Genomic DNA, 14,652 nt, shown 5'->3' on the forward strand with positions numbered 1-14,652 from the left:
ACATACCGCCGGAGATACTATGCCTGAATTACCTGAAGTCGAAACCAGCCGCCGTGGTATTGAGCCGCATCTGGTGGGGGCAACGATTATGCACGCGACGGTGCGTAACGGTCGTTTGCGTTGGCCAGTATCTGAGGAAATCTATCGTCTGAGTGATCAACCTGTCCTCAGCGTACAGCGGCGCGCGAAATACCTGCTGCTAGAACTGACGGATGGCTGGATAATCATTCATCTGGGGATGTCGGGTAGCTTGCGTATCCTTCCTGAAGAGCTTCCGGCAGACAAGCACGACCACGTTGACTTAGTGATGAGCAACGGCAAAGTTCTGCGTTATACCGATCCCCGCCGCTTTGGCGCCTGGCTGTGGACTAAAGAACTGGATGGACATAATGTCCTCGCTCATCTTGGCCCTGAGCCGCTGAGCGACGATTTCAACGCCAATTATCTACAGCAGAAATGTGCGAAGAAGAAAACGGCGATTAAACCCTGGCTGATGGATAACAAACTGGTGGTGGGTGTGGGTAATATCTACGCCAGCGAGTCGCTATTTGCGGCTGGGATTCATCCTGACCGTCTTGCGTCATCACTGTCGAAAGATGAGTGTGAATTGCTGGTACGCGTTATCAAGGCGGTGTTGCTGCGTTCTATCGAGCAGGGTGGGACGACGCTGAAGGACTTTCTGCAAAGTGACGGGAAGCCTGGCTATTTTGCCCAGGAGCTGCAGGTCTATGGGAGAGAAGGTGAACCGTGTCGTGCATGCGGCGCACCGATTGTTGCGAAAAAACACGCCCAGCGTACAACGTTCTATTGCCGTCGCTGTCAGAAATAGTGTCATTGCTGGCCGGATGCTGCATCCGGCCTGGTGCATTACTTCAGTTTACTCATTAACGCCTGATGGACGTTTTCCGGCAAAAAGTGCGTCACGTCACCCTGGTGGCGGGCAACTTCTTTCACCAGTGATGATGAGATAAAAGACCACTCTTTAGATGGCATCAGAAAAACGCTTTCCAGCTGTGGCATGAGGTGGCGGTTCATATGGGCCAGCTGCATTTCATACTCAAAATCGGCTACCGCGCGCAGGCCACGGATCAGAATGTTCGCCTGATTATCACGGGCAAAGTTTGCCATCAGATCGCTGAATCCCAGCACTTCCACATTGCCAAGATGCGCCGTTGCCTGTTGTGCCAGCTCAACGCGCTCTTCCAGAGTAAACATCGGCTTTTTACTGGGGCTTGCGGCAATCGCCAGAATCACGTGATCAAACATGCTTGTCGCACGCGTCACGATATCGAGGTGGCCGTTAGTAATAGGATCAAAGGTTCCTGGATAAATCGCCCGTTTTTGCATGACTTGCCTCAATGCGTTTTGGGTGGCAGGTAAGGTTCCAGCAGTTGCAGCAGACGCTGTAGCGCGCCCTGATTTTGATACAGAACTTCAACTGCGTGACGGCCATAAAAATTACGATAATCTGCATCGGTCAGTAAGGAAGAGACCTCTTTCACCAGCGTAGTTGCGTCGGTGACGGTGATCAATCCGCTTGCCTGTTCGAGACGGGCGCAAATATCTTTAAAATTAAACGTATGTGGTCCCATCAACACCGGAATAGCATGCGCTGCCGCTTCCAGCGGGTTGTGTCCACCACGTTCAACCAGTGAACCGCCGACAAAAGCAAGGTCGGCAATGCCATACAGCAACATCAGCTCACCCATGGTATCGCCGATCACAACCTGAGTACCTGATGATGGAACTTCACCCGAAGAACGAGTGGTATAGCTTAGTCCAGCCTGGCGTACGAGGTTAATGGCATCCGGGAACCGTTCTGGATGTCTGGGGACCAGAATCAGTAAAAGATTCGGGAACTGATTTAATAACGCCTGATGGGCGGCAATGATGATGCTTTCTTCGCCGTCGTGGGTGCTGGTTGCAATCCATACCGGGCGGTGAGGTGCCCATTGACGACGTAATGTCACCGCTTTTGCGGCCAGTTGCGGTGTGACGGATATATCAAACTTCAGGCTGCCAGTAACGGTGACTTGATTGCTTCTGGCGCCAAGCGTAATAAAACGTGCGCCATCTTCTTCGTTTTGTGCGGCAATCAACGTAATTCGTCGCAGTAGTCTGCCAACAAATTTACCCAATTTCGCATAACCAGCGGCTGAACGAGCAGAAAGACGTGCGTTGGCAATGACCAGAGGAATGTGGCGCTTATGGAGTGCCGCGATCAGATTTGGCCACAGCTCGGTTTCCATAATTAACACCAGTTTGGGGTCAACTTTATTCAGAAAACGGTTCAGGGCATCCGGTAAATCGTATGGCAAATAAATGTGCTGAACGTCAGTGCCAAAAGCAGATTGTACGCGCTCAGAACCGGTTGGCGTCATGGTGGTTACCGTGATCGGCAAGTCGGGATAACGATGTCGCAGAGCGCGAACTAATGGGATTGCAGCCAGCGTTTCGCCCACGGAAACCGAATGAAGCATGATGCCGCCAGGTTTTAGCGGGCGGCGATAAAAGCCGTAGCGTTCGCCCCAGCGTTTACGGTAGGCCGGAGCCTTACGTCCGCGCACCCAAAGCCGTATCCAGATCAAAGGCTGAATAAGGTAGAAAAGGGCGGTGTAAAGCAATTCGAGCATAATGGTAGCTGACTTATGAATGTGCTGGGGATTCTATGTATTTAACTATGGCTTTACCATCATTTTTATCCAGGTTGTATCAAAACGATGGAATTGGTGAGGGACCGATTTCGCTGATGGCTATTTCAAAAATGCACATGGCCGCATTTATATGTCTTAACCTCTTGTGCGGTGTACGTTTTCTGATGAACTGGTTTCTTTTTTATCTGTATGTTTTTCATGGCTTATTTTGTATTTTGTTCAAAAAATATTCATTTCGGAATGCGTGATAATAAATGATATACTACTGCGCAATTTCAGGTAGCTAGCGGGCAGAAACGTTTCGAAAGCTCAGAAAGTCATCTTTGGATGCTTTAGGCAAGGATTACACGATTCTGATGCTTCAAACCTGACATGCCTGGCGACGCGATGCGGATATTAATGCATGAATATTGCTTTTTGTTTGTACAAGTATTTTCCCTATGGTGGGTTACAACGTGATTTCTTGCGGGTAGCGCTGACGGTTGCTTCTCGTGGCCATCATGTTCAGGTATTTACCCAGTCATGGCAGGGCGAGCGTCCGAAAGGGCTGGAGATTATACTCGTCCCCGTCACATCCAGAACGAATCATGGGAAAAACGAGCAATATTATCAGTGGGTTCAGAATTATTTAACTCAACATCCCGTCGATCGTGTCGTTGGTTTTAATAAAATGCCTGGGTTGGATGTGTATTACGCTGCGGACGTTTGCTATGCAGAAAAGGTCGCCCGCGAGAAAGGCTTTTTCTACAAATTGACGCGCAGGTACCGACACTATTCTGCATTTGAACAAGCTGTATTTCAGCGGGGTGCCGGCACTACGCTTTTGATGTTAACCGATAAGCAAATTGGTGATTTCAAACATCATTACCAAACTGAGAGCCAGCGTTTTTGTATCCTGCCACCAGGAATCTATCCTGACCGAAAGTACAGCCAACAACCTGAAAACAGCCGGCAGGTTGTCAGAGAAAAAAACGATATTGGTCTCGATCAGTACTTACTCTTACAGGTAGGTTCCGATTTCAAACGCAAAGGCGTGCCAAGAACATTACAGGCGTTGGCTTCTTTGCCTGATGTCATCCGCCACCGCACGCGATTGATGGTTGTTGGTCAGGATAAGGCCGATCGCTATCGCGCTCAGGCTCGTCAATTGGGGGTTGAAGAACAAGTGCAGTTCTTCTCGGGGCGAGACGATGTCGCAGAATTGATGTCTGCTGCTGATTTATTACTTCACCCCGCTGTACAGGAAGCTGCCGGTATTGTCTTGCTAGAAGCTGTAGTTGCCGGGCTACCAGTATTAACTACCGAAGTTTGCGGCTATGCGGGTTATATCAACGCCGCACAATGTGGGGTGGTGATTCCTAAACCTTTTGAGCAGGAAAATCTGAATACAGCACTTTTCGATGCGCTGCAAAATAATGAGCAGAGAAGCCGTTGGGCCGGGAACGCGCGGCATTTTGCTGATACAGAAGATCTCTACAGCCTGGCAGATAAAGCTGCAGATATCATTTTAGGTCCTAAGAATGATTGAATTAAAAGAACCATTTGCCACGCAGTGGCAAGGAAAAGACCCGTTTACTGAAGTCACTAAGCTGGATGGTGAGGTTTTTCGCGCTCTGGAAACACGGCGTACCCTACGTTTTGAGATGATGGGAAAGGGTTATTTTCTTAAATATCATCATGGAACCACGCTTAAAGAAGTGGTGAAGAACCTTATATCTCTGCGTATGCCTGTACTGGGTGCCGACCGTGAGTGGCTGGCGATTCACCGCTTAAAAGAACTGAATGTTGATACTATGACAGGGGTTGCATTTGGTCAAAAAGGTCTGAATCCGTTAGAGCGAACCTCGTTTATCATCACTGAGGACCTTTCTCCCGCCATCAGCCTTGAAGATTTTTGTGCCGGGTGGGGAGTTGAGCGTCCTGATTTTGTATTAAAACGGACCATTATTACCCGTGTGGCAGAAATGGTGGGTAAAATGCATCGGGGTGGAGTAAATCATCGGGATTGCTATATTTGCCATTTTTTACTCCAACAACCGATGCCAGAAAATATTGCGGATATCAAACTTTCCGTAATCGATCTGCATCGTGCACAAATTCGTCAACATGTACCGCGCCGCTGGCGAGACAAGGACTTGATCGGACTCTACTTCTCTTCACTTGAGATCGGTCTGACGTCCAGAGATATCTACCGTTTTTTACGTGTCTATTTTTCGATGCCACTTCGTGAAATCTTTCGTCAGGAAGTCAGGTTGTTTGAACAGGCTGTCACAAAAGCGCAAAAAATAAGACGAAGAACAATAAGAAAAGCGCTATAAATCACATATAAAGTTTGAGGCCATTTTATTATGAACATTGATTTCCAGAAGCTAGTTATTCAAAAACACGTCATAGACAGCTCTACGCATGAGAAGAGTAAAAAACTAAGTGTTGCGTATGGTGTCGACCGTAATTTTTTATTTGGCTCTGGCATTTCAATGACCTCAGTATTAGTGAATAACCCTGATATTGATATTCACTTTTATATAGCAACAGACTATATAGATGACGATTATCTGGAGAGTGTAAAACGCCTGACCCAAATGTATAGTACGACTGTGACGGTTCTTGTGTTCGATAACGCGGCGTTTCGTGACTTACCGAGTACAAAAGCATGGACTTATGCAATGTACTATCGTTATTTCGCATTTGAATATTTAAGCACAGACTTAAGCTCCGTACTGTATCTTGATGCAGATGTTATTTGCAAAGGATCTCTCCGCGAGCTTACCGAGATTAATTTCTGTGGAGAATATGCCGCTGTTATTAATGATATTGATGAAGTGCGTATTAAATCCGGTAACAGACTCGGTATTCCTGAACTGAGTAACGGTTACTTTAACTCTGGCGTGGTATTTGCTAATCTCGAAGTGTGGCGTGAACAGAAGCTGTTGACCAAAGCATTTTCTATTTTAGAAAAACGTCAAAAGGAACTTCTATATTTTGACCAGGATGTGTTAAATATATTATTTGTAGGGAATGTGATTTTCCTGAGAAGAGATTTTAACTGTATTTATGGTGTGGATCAGGAACTAAAAAACAAAAACGATAAGATTTATCAGGATTATATTACAGATGATACTGTTTTAATCCATTATGTCGGTGTTACTAAGCCATGGCATACATGGGCTAAATATCCGGTGGCTAAATTCTTCATCGAAGCATATAAAAAATCCGCATGGGCGGAACAATCCTTGTTAAATGCAAATACGGCAAAGTTGTATAAACGTAAGTCACGGCATGAAAGAGTGCAGCGTAAATATATTCGCTCGGTACTTAGTCATGTAATGTATATAAAAAATAAGTTAAACAATTCAAAAGCATATTGAATATAGAAACAATAACTTATTGATAATAGATTAAATAGGTGTAGCGAATGAACTTTGATTGTCATCAGTCTATAAAAAAGATACTTGAGTTTAATCAAGCGCCGACCGAACAAAAAATACAACTTAACATCGCCTGGGGTGTTGACAGGAATTTTATGTTTGGTGCTGCAATTTCGATGACATCGGTACTATTGAATAATAAAGATTTAAATATCCATTTTCATCTTTTTACTGACTACATTGATGCTGATTACCAGCAGCGGATTTCTAAATTAGCAGAGCAATTTTCCACAAACATCTCAATTTATGTTATGGATGCTAATGGGTTAAAGGTTTTACCAAGTGGCCACGCTTGGTCACACGCAATGTACTTCAGATTTATTGCCTTTGAATATCTTGGTGAGAAAATTGATTCACTTTTATACATTGATGCGGATGTGATGTGCAAAGGTTCACTTTTTGAACTCACGCAGATTGATCTTGGAGAATATGTTGCAGCGGTAATTACTGATGTGGATGATAGCCCTGCCAGAGATATTGAGATAAATAAAGATTATTTTAATTCAGGTGTCATATTTGCAAACCTGAAAAAGTGGAAAGAGCAGAATTTTATCAATGCAGCTTTTGATATCTTATTAGACAAAAATAACAAACTTTCATTTCCAGATCAGGATGTCTTGAATATTCTTTTCTTTAAAAAAGTAATTTTTCTGGAAAGAAGATTTAATGCTATCTATGGTATTAAGCAAGAATTAAAAAGCAAGAACCTTTCAAAATATAAAGAGTATATAACGCCTGAAACGATTCTTATCCATTATATAGGTGTAACTAAACCATGGAATTCATGGGCTGACTATCCCTCTGCACAGTACTTTGTTGAAGCCTGGAAAGCTTCGCCGTGGGCGGATGTTCCACTGCTACCAGCCAGAACGCCAAAACAGTATAAAAAGAAATCACGCCATGAAAGATTACAAGGGAAGTATTTCACCTCGGTAATCAGTTATATTGGTTATTTGCGTGAAAAATTAAAAAGTAAGTAAAAAAACTCCCGTAAGGGAGTTTTTTATTAACGTAATTTAGTCTTAAGGTATTTCAAATACCATTTAAATGAGGCGTAATAATTCCCTTTTTTAGCTTCCTGGCGTGAATAGACCCGATAATCAGTAGGTCTCATGCGTGGAGCGTAAGAACGCATTTCTGTGTTTCGCCATGGTGTGAAATGATGGTAGAAAAGATAAAGTTGCTGTGAAAGCCCAGTATGTTCTTTATACCAGGGTTTCCTTCCACCGGTGAAATGAATAATTCGAGGTAAGCTATCTTTTTGATAAAAAAAGGTATCTTTTTGCTGGTCTGTGAACCAGTTAAATAAGAAATTCCATCGCTTATCAATAAATTTAACGTTACCGTTCATTGCGATGTTCAGTGCATCCTGATCAAAGTAAGGTAAGGACTTACCTTGTTCAAATAACACTGTGTTTGCTTTATTTTCAATGTCATACTTGATCCAGTTTTCAATGTTAATATATAAAAAACCAGCATTGAAATAATGACCAGTATTAAGGCTCAGACGTTTGGCATTTTTTGTATCATGAATATCGAGAGAATCATGGCTGACAGCGCAAATGACATTGCTAATATCAATGCTGTTAATATCATTGAGCTTATCAAAACATAGTGTATCAGCATCTAAATAGATAAAATGTTCAACCTTATCCTTAAGTAAGCGCGGTACGGCCAGACGCATATAGGTAGAACGGTTCAGGTGTTTGATTGCAAAGTCATTGTTATACTTTTCAATCTCTTCCTTATCGATATTGATAACCTGAATTTTATCACTGGTAGAACGTAGTTTATTGATTTCTTCATCTGTAACGTCATAGACAAAGACGAAGAATGACAGATCCTGCCCCGGGTTGTTCATTATGACAGACATAATGGACACTGCTACATATTCCAGATAATTGGCATCTGTACAGTAAGCAATGTTAATAACGTTTTTTTTGCTGTCCATTTATGCTTTCTCATTACCTTTTATATTGTCACTATCATGAAGTACCTTATCGATAGCGTCAATCACAGCTTGCTCCGGTATCCATGTTAGATATTTTTTAGATCTGTCGAGTTCATCTCGAGAAGGCATCGGATGATAATCGCCAGCCCAAATCAATAAAGCTTTATCCGACCATGGCTTCCACTGTTGATAATTGGTGGCGCCAAACAGGCAGACCTGCGGTGTCTTTAGCGCCGCTGCCATATGCATAGGAGCAGAATCGACGCCAATGTACAGAACGGCATGATCGATCAATGCAGCCAACTGTAAAAAGGTGGTTTTACCTGCCAGCGTCAGATCAGGGGAAGATTGACACAGTTCAGCAATGCGCTGAACCTGCTGCTGCTCACTTAGCGCTGGCCCACAGGTAAGATAAACATGCAGATCACGCCGATGAAGGTGGTCTATAACATGCGCAAATTTATCATCATCCCAGCATTTAAACTCTTGTCTGGCAGTAGGTTGAATAACAACATATTTTTGTGATGGCAATGCCGGGAGCTGGGTAACTAAATGTTGATAGTCGTCAGGGCGATAACAAAGAGACATCTCTTTCTTCAGTTCTGTTTCGCTAAACCCGATACCTTTTAGAATAGATAAATTTTGTTCAACAATATGTGTTCCAATGGATGGCGTTACTCGCGTAAAAAGTCGGTTCCACTGATCTTTTTCGCGCTCAAAAGCAATTGAAGGGCAATGCAAAGACGCTATAAGAGCGCCGATCGGCCATTGTTCGGTGAGGTTAACGATCAGGTCGTAGTGATTTTTCTTCAGTTGCTTACGCACTGAAAGGTAATTTTTCACTGTTGACAGCAGGCCTTGCTTTTTCTCAATCAGATAAAAATTATTGATATCTTTATGGGCGGCTAAGATTGCTTTGGTATCTTTATAGAGCAGCAAATCGATCTTAGCTTGCGGATAACGAGCTCGAATGCTGGCAATAACAGGTGTAGTTAGCAGAACATCCCCATAAAACTTGAGTTTGCAAATAAGAATCCGGTCAACTTTTTCAAACATGTTAAAATCCCTTTCGCAAGAATAAGCTTTTGCAAGCAGATATTATCTTATATCTTGTTTCAGAAATAGAACGATCGATATGGGGATATTTCATCTTCAGAATTATTTTCTTCTTAACGATTTTCGTATCGCAGCATGCAAGTGCATTCTGAATGTCATTTAGCATACTCTCGCTATAGCGATAATAGCCTTTTTTCTTGCGTAAAAGTTTACGTCCTTCGAGAAAGCAATTGATAATCATAAATGTCGCAACAGTACGCTTGGAACTATTTTCATTAATATATTTATACATTTTTCGCATAGCAAAGAAAATGCTGTCAGCGTCACTATCAATAATGTTCTCGGTAATACTTTTATCGTTTACTCGGTAGTAATATAACTTATTCTCGATTTTTAGAATCTTATGGCATTTAAAATACTGGAATGGACAAAAAATCATGTCTTCGTAGCGATGATGTTCCTCGAACTTATCGCTACCAATGATATTACGGTGAAAGATTTTTGTCATCAGATGCCATTGCCCTGCCTTGAATATTGGTAATAGAGGGGCGTAATTGTCATCTGATAAGATTATTTCGCGCTGGGTAATGTTGTTTTCCATTTTCGGCGCGTTCTTATACAAATTGTTTATATCTCGAGTTAAGTTAAATTCGATGATGTCATATTTTTCGTCTCTTAACTTAGGCAGGAGAATTGTAAAATAATTCTGGCAGACAATATCATCACTGTCTACAAAGCCAATATATTTCCCTGTCGCATGAGCAAGCCCAACATTACGGGTGATTGCAACACCCTGATTTTTTTGACTTATATATTTAACATTATGACAATCTTTTTCGCGGTAAAACGCATTTATACGCTCTTCGGTTAAATCCGTAGAGCCATCATTAACAATTATTACCTCCACATCATCAGTGATGCTCTGATGTATAGACGCCAACGTCGCTGTGATGAGTTCAGCGTTGTTGTATGTAGGTATAATAATGCTCAGTAAATAACCGGAAGCGTTAACCATGGCATCGTTCTCTTGTTGGATTCGAGCTCAGTACTGCTGCTACACATAACGCCAGCACGCTGCTCAGGGCTTCACCTTTGGCATACAATAATAAATCACTCAAGCCATAGACTGCGATAGCGCCTGAGACGACGAACAACAGAGGACTACGTTGCCAGTAAGCTATTAAAAACATGGCAGTATAGAGCAAGAGTAGCACAACAACACCAGGGATGCCTTTTAGTGAGAAGGTATCAACTATTTCGTTATGTAGGTGGACGTTAATGAACTCAAGTGCCCCTTGCAGCGAGGTGTCCTGCACCGCAAGTCGCTGAATTTCTGCTCCGCGTTGTTCGAGTGACTGTCCCCAGTGGTGCATTTTCCCGGCTTCAATACCTGCCCGTTGCATCGCCAGTCTCGCGCCGATAGAAGTATTACTATTGTTTTGATTATAAGAGTGCAGATCAACCAGGAAGTTCTGATAGCGGCTTTCAATGATTGGTTTTAAGGGGATTGCAGCAACCCCCACCAGTATTACAAAACCCAGCAGTGCCCTTAATAGCATAGTGCGGTTGTGACGATAGTACATCAGGAATAGGCCGATACTCAGGATCGGGTATACCAAAATAGCGGCTCGAGTTTGCGTTGTGATGATGACTGCCAGCGATATCAAAAAATGTAACAGATAGAGTGCAACGGTGTGTTTTAGACGCAGATTAATAATGGCCTGAGAGGCTAATAATGCAATTAGCGTCAGAGCGTAGGCTGTGCCGGTTTGGTGTTCAAAGCCCAGCGCAACACGGTAGGTCATAATATCTGGTGCCCCGGCGACCTCGTAGCCTGCGAAAAGATACAGGCCTATTGCTGTAAGAATCGTCCAGATACTGGTGATGCGAGTTTTGTTGGCACATGGCTCTCGCGATGCCAAAGCGGTCATAACCAGTGCGGCAAAAATCATCACTTTTCCACCGTTCTGGTATGACCTATAGGCTCCGGTAAAAGCAGATCCTGGCTGTTTAAATAATTCTACCCAAATAATCTGGAGTAAACCGAAGAGCAACAACATAACAGGTAAAACCAGGTTTTGTTTGTTACTGCACACATGTTTTATATTTTTTCCTATAAGCGGTAGAGATAGCGCCGTGGAGAAAATAAATACCTTCAGCGCTTCATCTGGATTGACCAGCACCATCGCAAGCGTTGCCAGGATCCCAGCGTAAAATAAGAAGTATATAAAATCGAATGGATTATTTTTTATACTATAAATAAAGCGAGAAAACATGTGTTGGCGAAGCATGGTTCATCTCTTAAAGTTAGAGCAAATTATTATCAACTAGCGATATGTTGACTAAGTTAGCATCCAGATCCTGCAATTTTCCGGAATGGCTTTGCTGTGTGTATTGATTCTTCCCATATCCCCCAATCAGTCCGGGATCCGTTGGGCCATACAACGTAATATTAGGGCGATCCAACGCGGCGGTTAAATGGCTCAATCCTGTATCAACCGACACCACAAACTTTGCCCCCGCCAGAATGCGAGCCACATCTTCCAGACTCATTCGCGGCAGGACATCAACGTAGGGAAACCCTTCTGCCAGCCTTTTGGCGCGCTCTTCTTCATGAGGAGCACCCCAGGGCAGTTTAATACGGATGCCCGTATTATTTAACAGGCCAATCAGCTCCCGCCAGTTGGCTTCTGGCCAGTGCTTATCATCACGTGTCGTGGCGTGCAGAAATACAGCATACTGGCCTGCATCAGCCTTATGTTCATTCATAAAATGCTGCGCAATCGCGTAATCACCCTGCAACTGCGGTTTAGCATACCCCAGACTTTTGGCGAACAATTCACGCGTACGTTCTACCGCGTGCTGCTGTTTGGCTATGTGATGTTTGCGATTATAAAACAGACTCGCCAGCGGTTCGCGGGCTGTGCTCCAGTCCATACCATGCTTGATGCCACGTGCCAGACGTGTCACCAACGCGGCGCTCTTAACTAAACCCTGAGCATCGATTATCGCGTCATACTGCTGTAAACGCACCGCATCACGAAACGCTTTACGCTCGGCTTTAACCGGCGCTGAAAACCAGGCTTTACGCCAGCGACGGATCGCTACTGGAATAACCTGGTCAACGGCTGAATGCCAGGAGGGGATTTGAGCGAACCCTTCTTCCACCACCCAATCAAATTGAATACCCGGAATAGCCTGCTGCGCATCGGTTAATGCAGGCAACGTATGCAGTACATCGCCCATAGACGACGTTTTAACGATCAGAACCCGCATCCGTCAGGCTTCCTCTTGTAACAACAGGTCGTTGAGTTCTTCCAGTACGCGCTGGGGTGTGATGTCAATCAGGCTCTGGTGATAGCCTTCTGCCGCATCGCCCTTACGCACTTTGTGATACCCCGTAATCAGGCGAATGACACGTGCCTTGTGGGAAAGCGGGGGCGTAAAATCCGGGCTGCTTGGACCATACAATGCGACCAGTGGACGGTTCAGTGCTGCGGCCACGTGCATTAATCCAGAATCGTTGGTGACGACCGCTTTGCAGGCGGCGAGCAGAATGACGGCCTGTTCCAGCTGTGTTTCGCCCGCCAGATTACGGCACCAGGCTTGCTGTTCAGTGCTCAGCGTTGCCAGGATCTCATTGCCAGCTTCATGGTCTTTTGCTGAGCCAAACAGCACAATCTGATGGCCTTCATCGATCAACTGCTTCGCCAACTCTGCGTAGTGGTAATGTGGCCAGCGTTTTGCTGGACCAAATTCCGCACCTGGGCAAAAACCGATGATGGGGCGTTCGGCTGAAAGGGAGAACTGGCTACAGGTTAGCGATTTTTCACCCTCGCTGACCTGCAACTGTGGCCATAGCAGAGGCTGCGGCAAATCTTTGGCCGTCAGCATCACGCCTTTATCATAAGCCAGAGCCACATAGCGCTCGACCATCAGTGGCCATGCGTCTTTATCCAGTACGCGCGCATCGTTCAGCAGACCGTAGCGCATCTCGCCACGCCAACCGGTACGATGGGGAATACCCGCAAAGAATGGCACCAGAGCGGATTTAAACGAGTTAGGCAGCACATAAGCGCGGTCATAGCGCTTCTCACGCAGACTATGGCCGAGTTTACGGCGCTCGCCGATCTCCAGCGCGCCGTGCCCCAACGGCATGGCGATAGCTTCGTTGACTTCTGGCATGCGCGACAATAACGGACGGCACCAGGCAGGTGCCATCACGTCGATTATCGCCTGGGGATAGCGCGCCTTGAGCGTGCGATAGAGACTTTGCGACATCATCATGTCGCCCACCCAAGACGGGCCAACCACCAAAATCTTCATTCACTTCATCCTTCAAGCTGTCTCTGCGTTGGCTGCCTGCGTTCACTCCGGTCACTTACTCTTGTAAGCTCCCGGAGGTTCACTTAGTTGCCGCCTTGATACCGCTCGAATGATTTTGTGAATTTGTAGTGTTGTCGCGGTTCAGCCAGGCCATATATTCCGTGACGCCTTCGGCGACGGTTTTAAACGGCTTGTCATAGCCCGCTGCGCGCAGGTTCGTCAGATCTGCCTGGGTAAATGCCTGGTAGCGGCCTTTCAGTTTTTCCGGGAATGGAATGTACTCAATGCTGCCTTTTTTGTGGTACGCCAGCGTAGCATCGGCAACGGCCTGGAAAGATTCCGCACGACCTGTACCGAGGTTAAAGATGCCGGAAACCCCGTTTTCCAGGAACCACAGGTTTACCGCAGCCACGTCGCCTACGTAAACGAAATCACGTTTGAAGTTTTCACTGCCTTCAAACAGTTTTGGCGTTTCGCCATTGTTAAGCTGGGTGTTGAGGTGGAAAGCAACGCTTGCCATGCTGCCTTTGTGGCCTTCACGCGGTCCGTAGACGTTGAAATAGCGGAAGCCAACAATCTGTGAATTGGCTTCTGGCAGGATCTGACGCACGTACTCGTCGAACAGGAATTTTGAGTAGCCGTAGACGTTCAGCGGTTTCTCATATTCACGGGATTCGATGAAATCAGAAGTGCGCCCGCCGTAGGTGGCGGCAGAGGACGCGTACAGGAACGGGATTTCACGCTCCAGGCAGTAGTGCAGTAGCTCTTTGGAGTATTGATAGTTGTTATCCATCATATACTTGCCGTCCCACTCGGTGGTGGAAGAGCATGCGCCTTCGTGGAAAATCGCTTCGATATCGCCGAAATCTTCCCCGGCCATAATCTGGATCAGGAAGTCTTCCTTGTCCATGTAGTCAGCAATATTCAGATCCACCAGGTTAACAAACTTGGTGCCGTCTTTCAGGTTGTCCACCACCAGGATGTCGGTGATGCCTTTATCATTCAGGGACTTAACGATGTTGCTGCCGATAAAGCCCGCGCCGCCGGTAACGATGATCATAAATGTAACCTTCGAATTATGGAGTCAGAGACAATCTCAGACACGAATACTTCTATCATATCACTACATGGCTTAGGCTTCAGCCATTCACCGATAAGCCGTGCGGGTACACGTGATTTATGCTTCATTTTGAAGAAGTGATGATGCGTCATCTCGTATCAACGTATAGCTTTGGGT

The 14,652-nt window shown here is 45.2% G+C and carries 14 protein-coding genes; 5 read left to right on the forward strand and 9 right to left on the reverse strand.

Annotated elements, in window-relative coordinates:
- Positions 1–19 precede the first annotated feature (19 nt).
- Positions 20–829: a bifunctional DNA-formamidopyrimidine glycosylase/DNA-(apurinic or apyrimidinic site) lyase gene (gene mutM, locus OGX83_RS20565; protein WP_103284564.1), complete on the forward strand. Its 810-nt coding sequence runs from the start codon at positions 20–22 to the stop codon at positions 827–829.
- Positions 830–867: 38 nt separating this feature from the next.
- On the opposite strand, the gene coaD is transcribed toward mutM, so the two are convergent.
- Both coaD and waaA read right to left on the reverse strand, forming a co-directional pair.
- Positions 868–1,347 carry a pantetheine-phosphate adenylyltransferase gene (gene coaD / locus OGX83_RS20570; protein WP_003024099.1) on the reverse strand — a complete coding sequence of 160 codons (480 nt, stop codon included), beginning with the start codon at positions 1,345–1,347 and terminating at the stop codon, positions 868–870.
- An 8-nt stretch (positions 1,348–1,355) separates the two neighbouring features.
- Entirely contained in the window at positions 1,356–2,633 is a 1,278-nt protein-coding gene (gene waaA / locus OGX83_RS20575; protein ID WP_048237015.1) for a lipid IV(A) 3-deoxy-D-manno-octulosonic acid transferase, read from the reverse strand.
- A gap of 424 nt (positions 2,634–3,057) precedes the next feature.
- On the opposite strand from waaA, the gene OGX83_RS20580 reads away from it, so the two are divergent.
- Genes OGX83_RS20580 through OGX83_RS20595 form a run of 4 tightly spaced genes read left to right on the forward strand, consistent with a single transcriptional unit; the run spans position 3,058 to position 7,062 of the window.
- Positions 3,058–4,182: a glycosyltransferase family 4 protein gene (locus tag OGX83_RS20580; protein ID WP_208743619.1), complete on the forward strand. Its 1,125-nt coding sequence runs from the start codon at positions 3,058–3,060 to the stop codon at positions 4,180–4,182.
- Complete coding sequence (rfaP, locus tag OGX83_RS20585; RefSeq protein ID WP_048215298.1) at positions 4,175–4,972, forward strand: lipopolysaccharide core heptose(I) kinase RfaP; 798 nt, start codon at positions 4,175–4,177, stop codon at positions 4,970–4,972. Before OGX83_RS20580 ends, rfaP begins: the two co-directional genes overlap by 8 nt.
- A gap of 30 nt (positions 4,973–5,002) precedes the next feature.
- Positions 5,003–6,022: a glycosyltransferase family 8 protein gene (locus OGX83_RS20590; protein ID WP_182315594.1), complete on the forward strand. Its 1,020-nt coding sequence runs from the start codon at positions 5,003–5,005 to the stop codon at positions 6,020–6,022.
- Positions 6,023–6,069: 47 nt separating this feature from the next.
- Entirely contained in the window at positions 6,070–7,062 is a 993-nt protein-coding gene (locus OGX83_RS20595; RefSeq protein WP_103284568.1) for a glycosyltransferase family 8 protein, read from the forward strand.
- A 26-nt stretch (positions 7,063–7,088) separates the two neighbouring features.
- Here OGX83_RS20595 and OGX83_RS20600 read toward each other — a convergent pair whose 3' ends face one another.
- The 7 genes from OGX83_RS20600 to rfaD all read right to left on the reverse strand — a co-directional run bounded on the left by OGX83_RS20600 (position 7,089) and on the right by rfaD (position 14,475).
- Positions 7,089–8,033, reverse strand: a complete 945-nt coding sequence (locus tag OGX83_RS20600) for a glycosyltransferase family 8 protein (RefSeq protein ID WP_208743620.1) — start codon at positions 8,031–8,033, stop codon at positions 7,089–7,091.
- On the reverse strand, positions 8,034–9,089 hold the full coding sequence (gene rfaQ / locus OGX83_RS20605; RefSeq protein ID WP_208743621.1) for a lipopolysaccharide core heptosyltransferase RfaQ: 1,056 nt from the start codon (positions 9,087–9,089) through the stop codon (positions 8,034–8,036).
- A gap of 1 nt (position 9,090) precedes the next feature.
- Positions 9,091–10,104 carry a glycosyltransferase family 2 protein gene (locus tag OGX83_RS20610; protein WP_048215303.1) on the reverse strand — a complete coding sequence of 338 codons (1,014 nt, stop codon included), beginning with the start codon at positions 10,102–10,104 and terminating at the stop codon, positions 9,091–9,093.
- On the reverse strand, positions 10,097–11,380 hold the full coding sequence (locus OGX83_RS20615; protein ID WP_208743622.1) for an O-antigen ligase family protein: 1,284 nt from the start codon (positions 11,378–11,380) through the stop codon (positions 10,097–10,099). The genes OGX83_RS20610 and OGX83_RS20615 overlap by 8 nt, the downstream gene beginning before the upstream one ends.
- A 16-nt stretch (positions 11,381–11,396) precedes the next feature.
- A complete protein-coding gene (gene rfaC / locus OGX83_RS20620) occupies positions 11,397–12,365 on the reverse strand; it encodes a lipopolysaccharide heptosyltransferase RfaC (protein ID WP_167820511.1) in 969 nt (322 codons plus the stop codon).
- A gap of 3 nt (positions 12,366–12,368) precedes the next feature.
- On the reverse strand, positions 12,369–13,415 hold the full coding sequence (rfaF, locus tag OGX83_RS20625; protein WP_071446339.1) for an ADP-heptose--LPS heptosyltransferase RfaF: 1,047 nt from the start codon (positions 13,413–13,415) through the stop codon (positions 12,369–12,371).
- 79 nt (positions 13,416–13,494) lie between these two features.
- Positions 13,495–14,475: an ADP-glyceromanno-heptose 6-epimerase gene (rfaD, locus tag OGX83_RS20630; RefSeq protein ID WP_208743623.1), complete on the reverse strand. Its 981-nt coding sequence runs from the start codon at positions 14,473–14,475 to the stop codon at positions 13,495–13,497.
- Between the last annotated feature and the right edge of the window lie 177 nt (positions 14,476–14,652).

This window comes from Citrobacter sp. Cpo074, from assembly GCF_030332745.1.
GTDB classification, from domain to species: Bacteria; Pseudomonadota; Gammaproteobacteria; order Enterobacterales; family Enterobacteriaceae; genus Citrobacter; species Citrobacter portucalensis.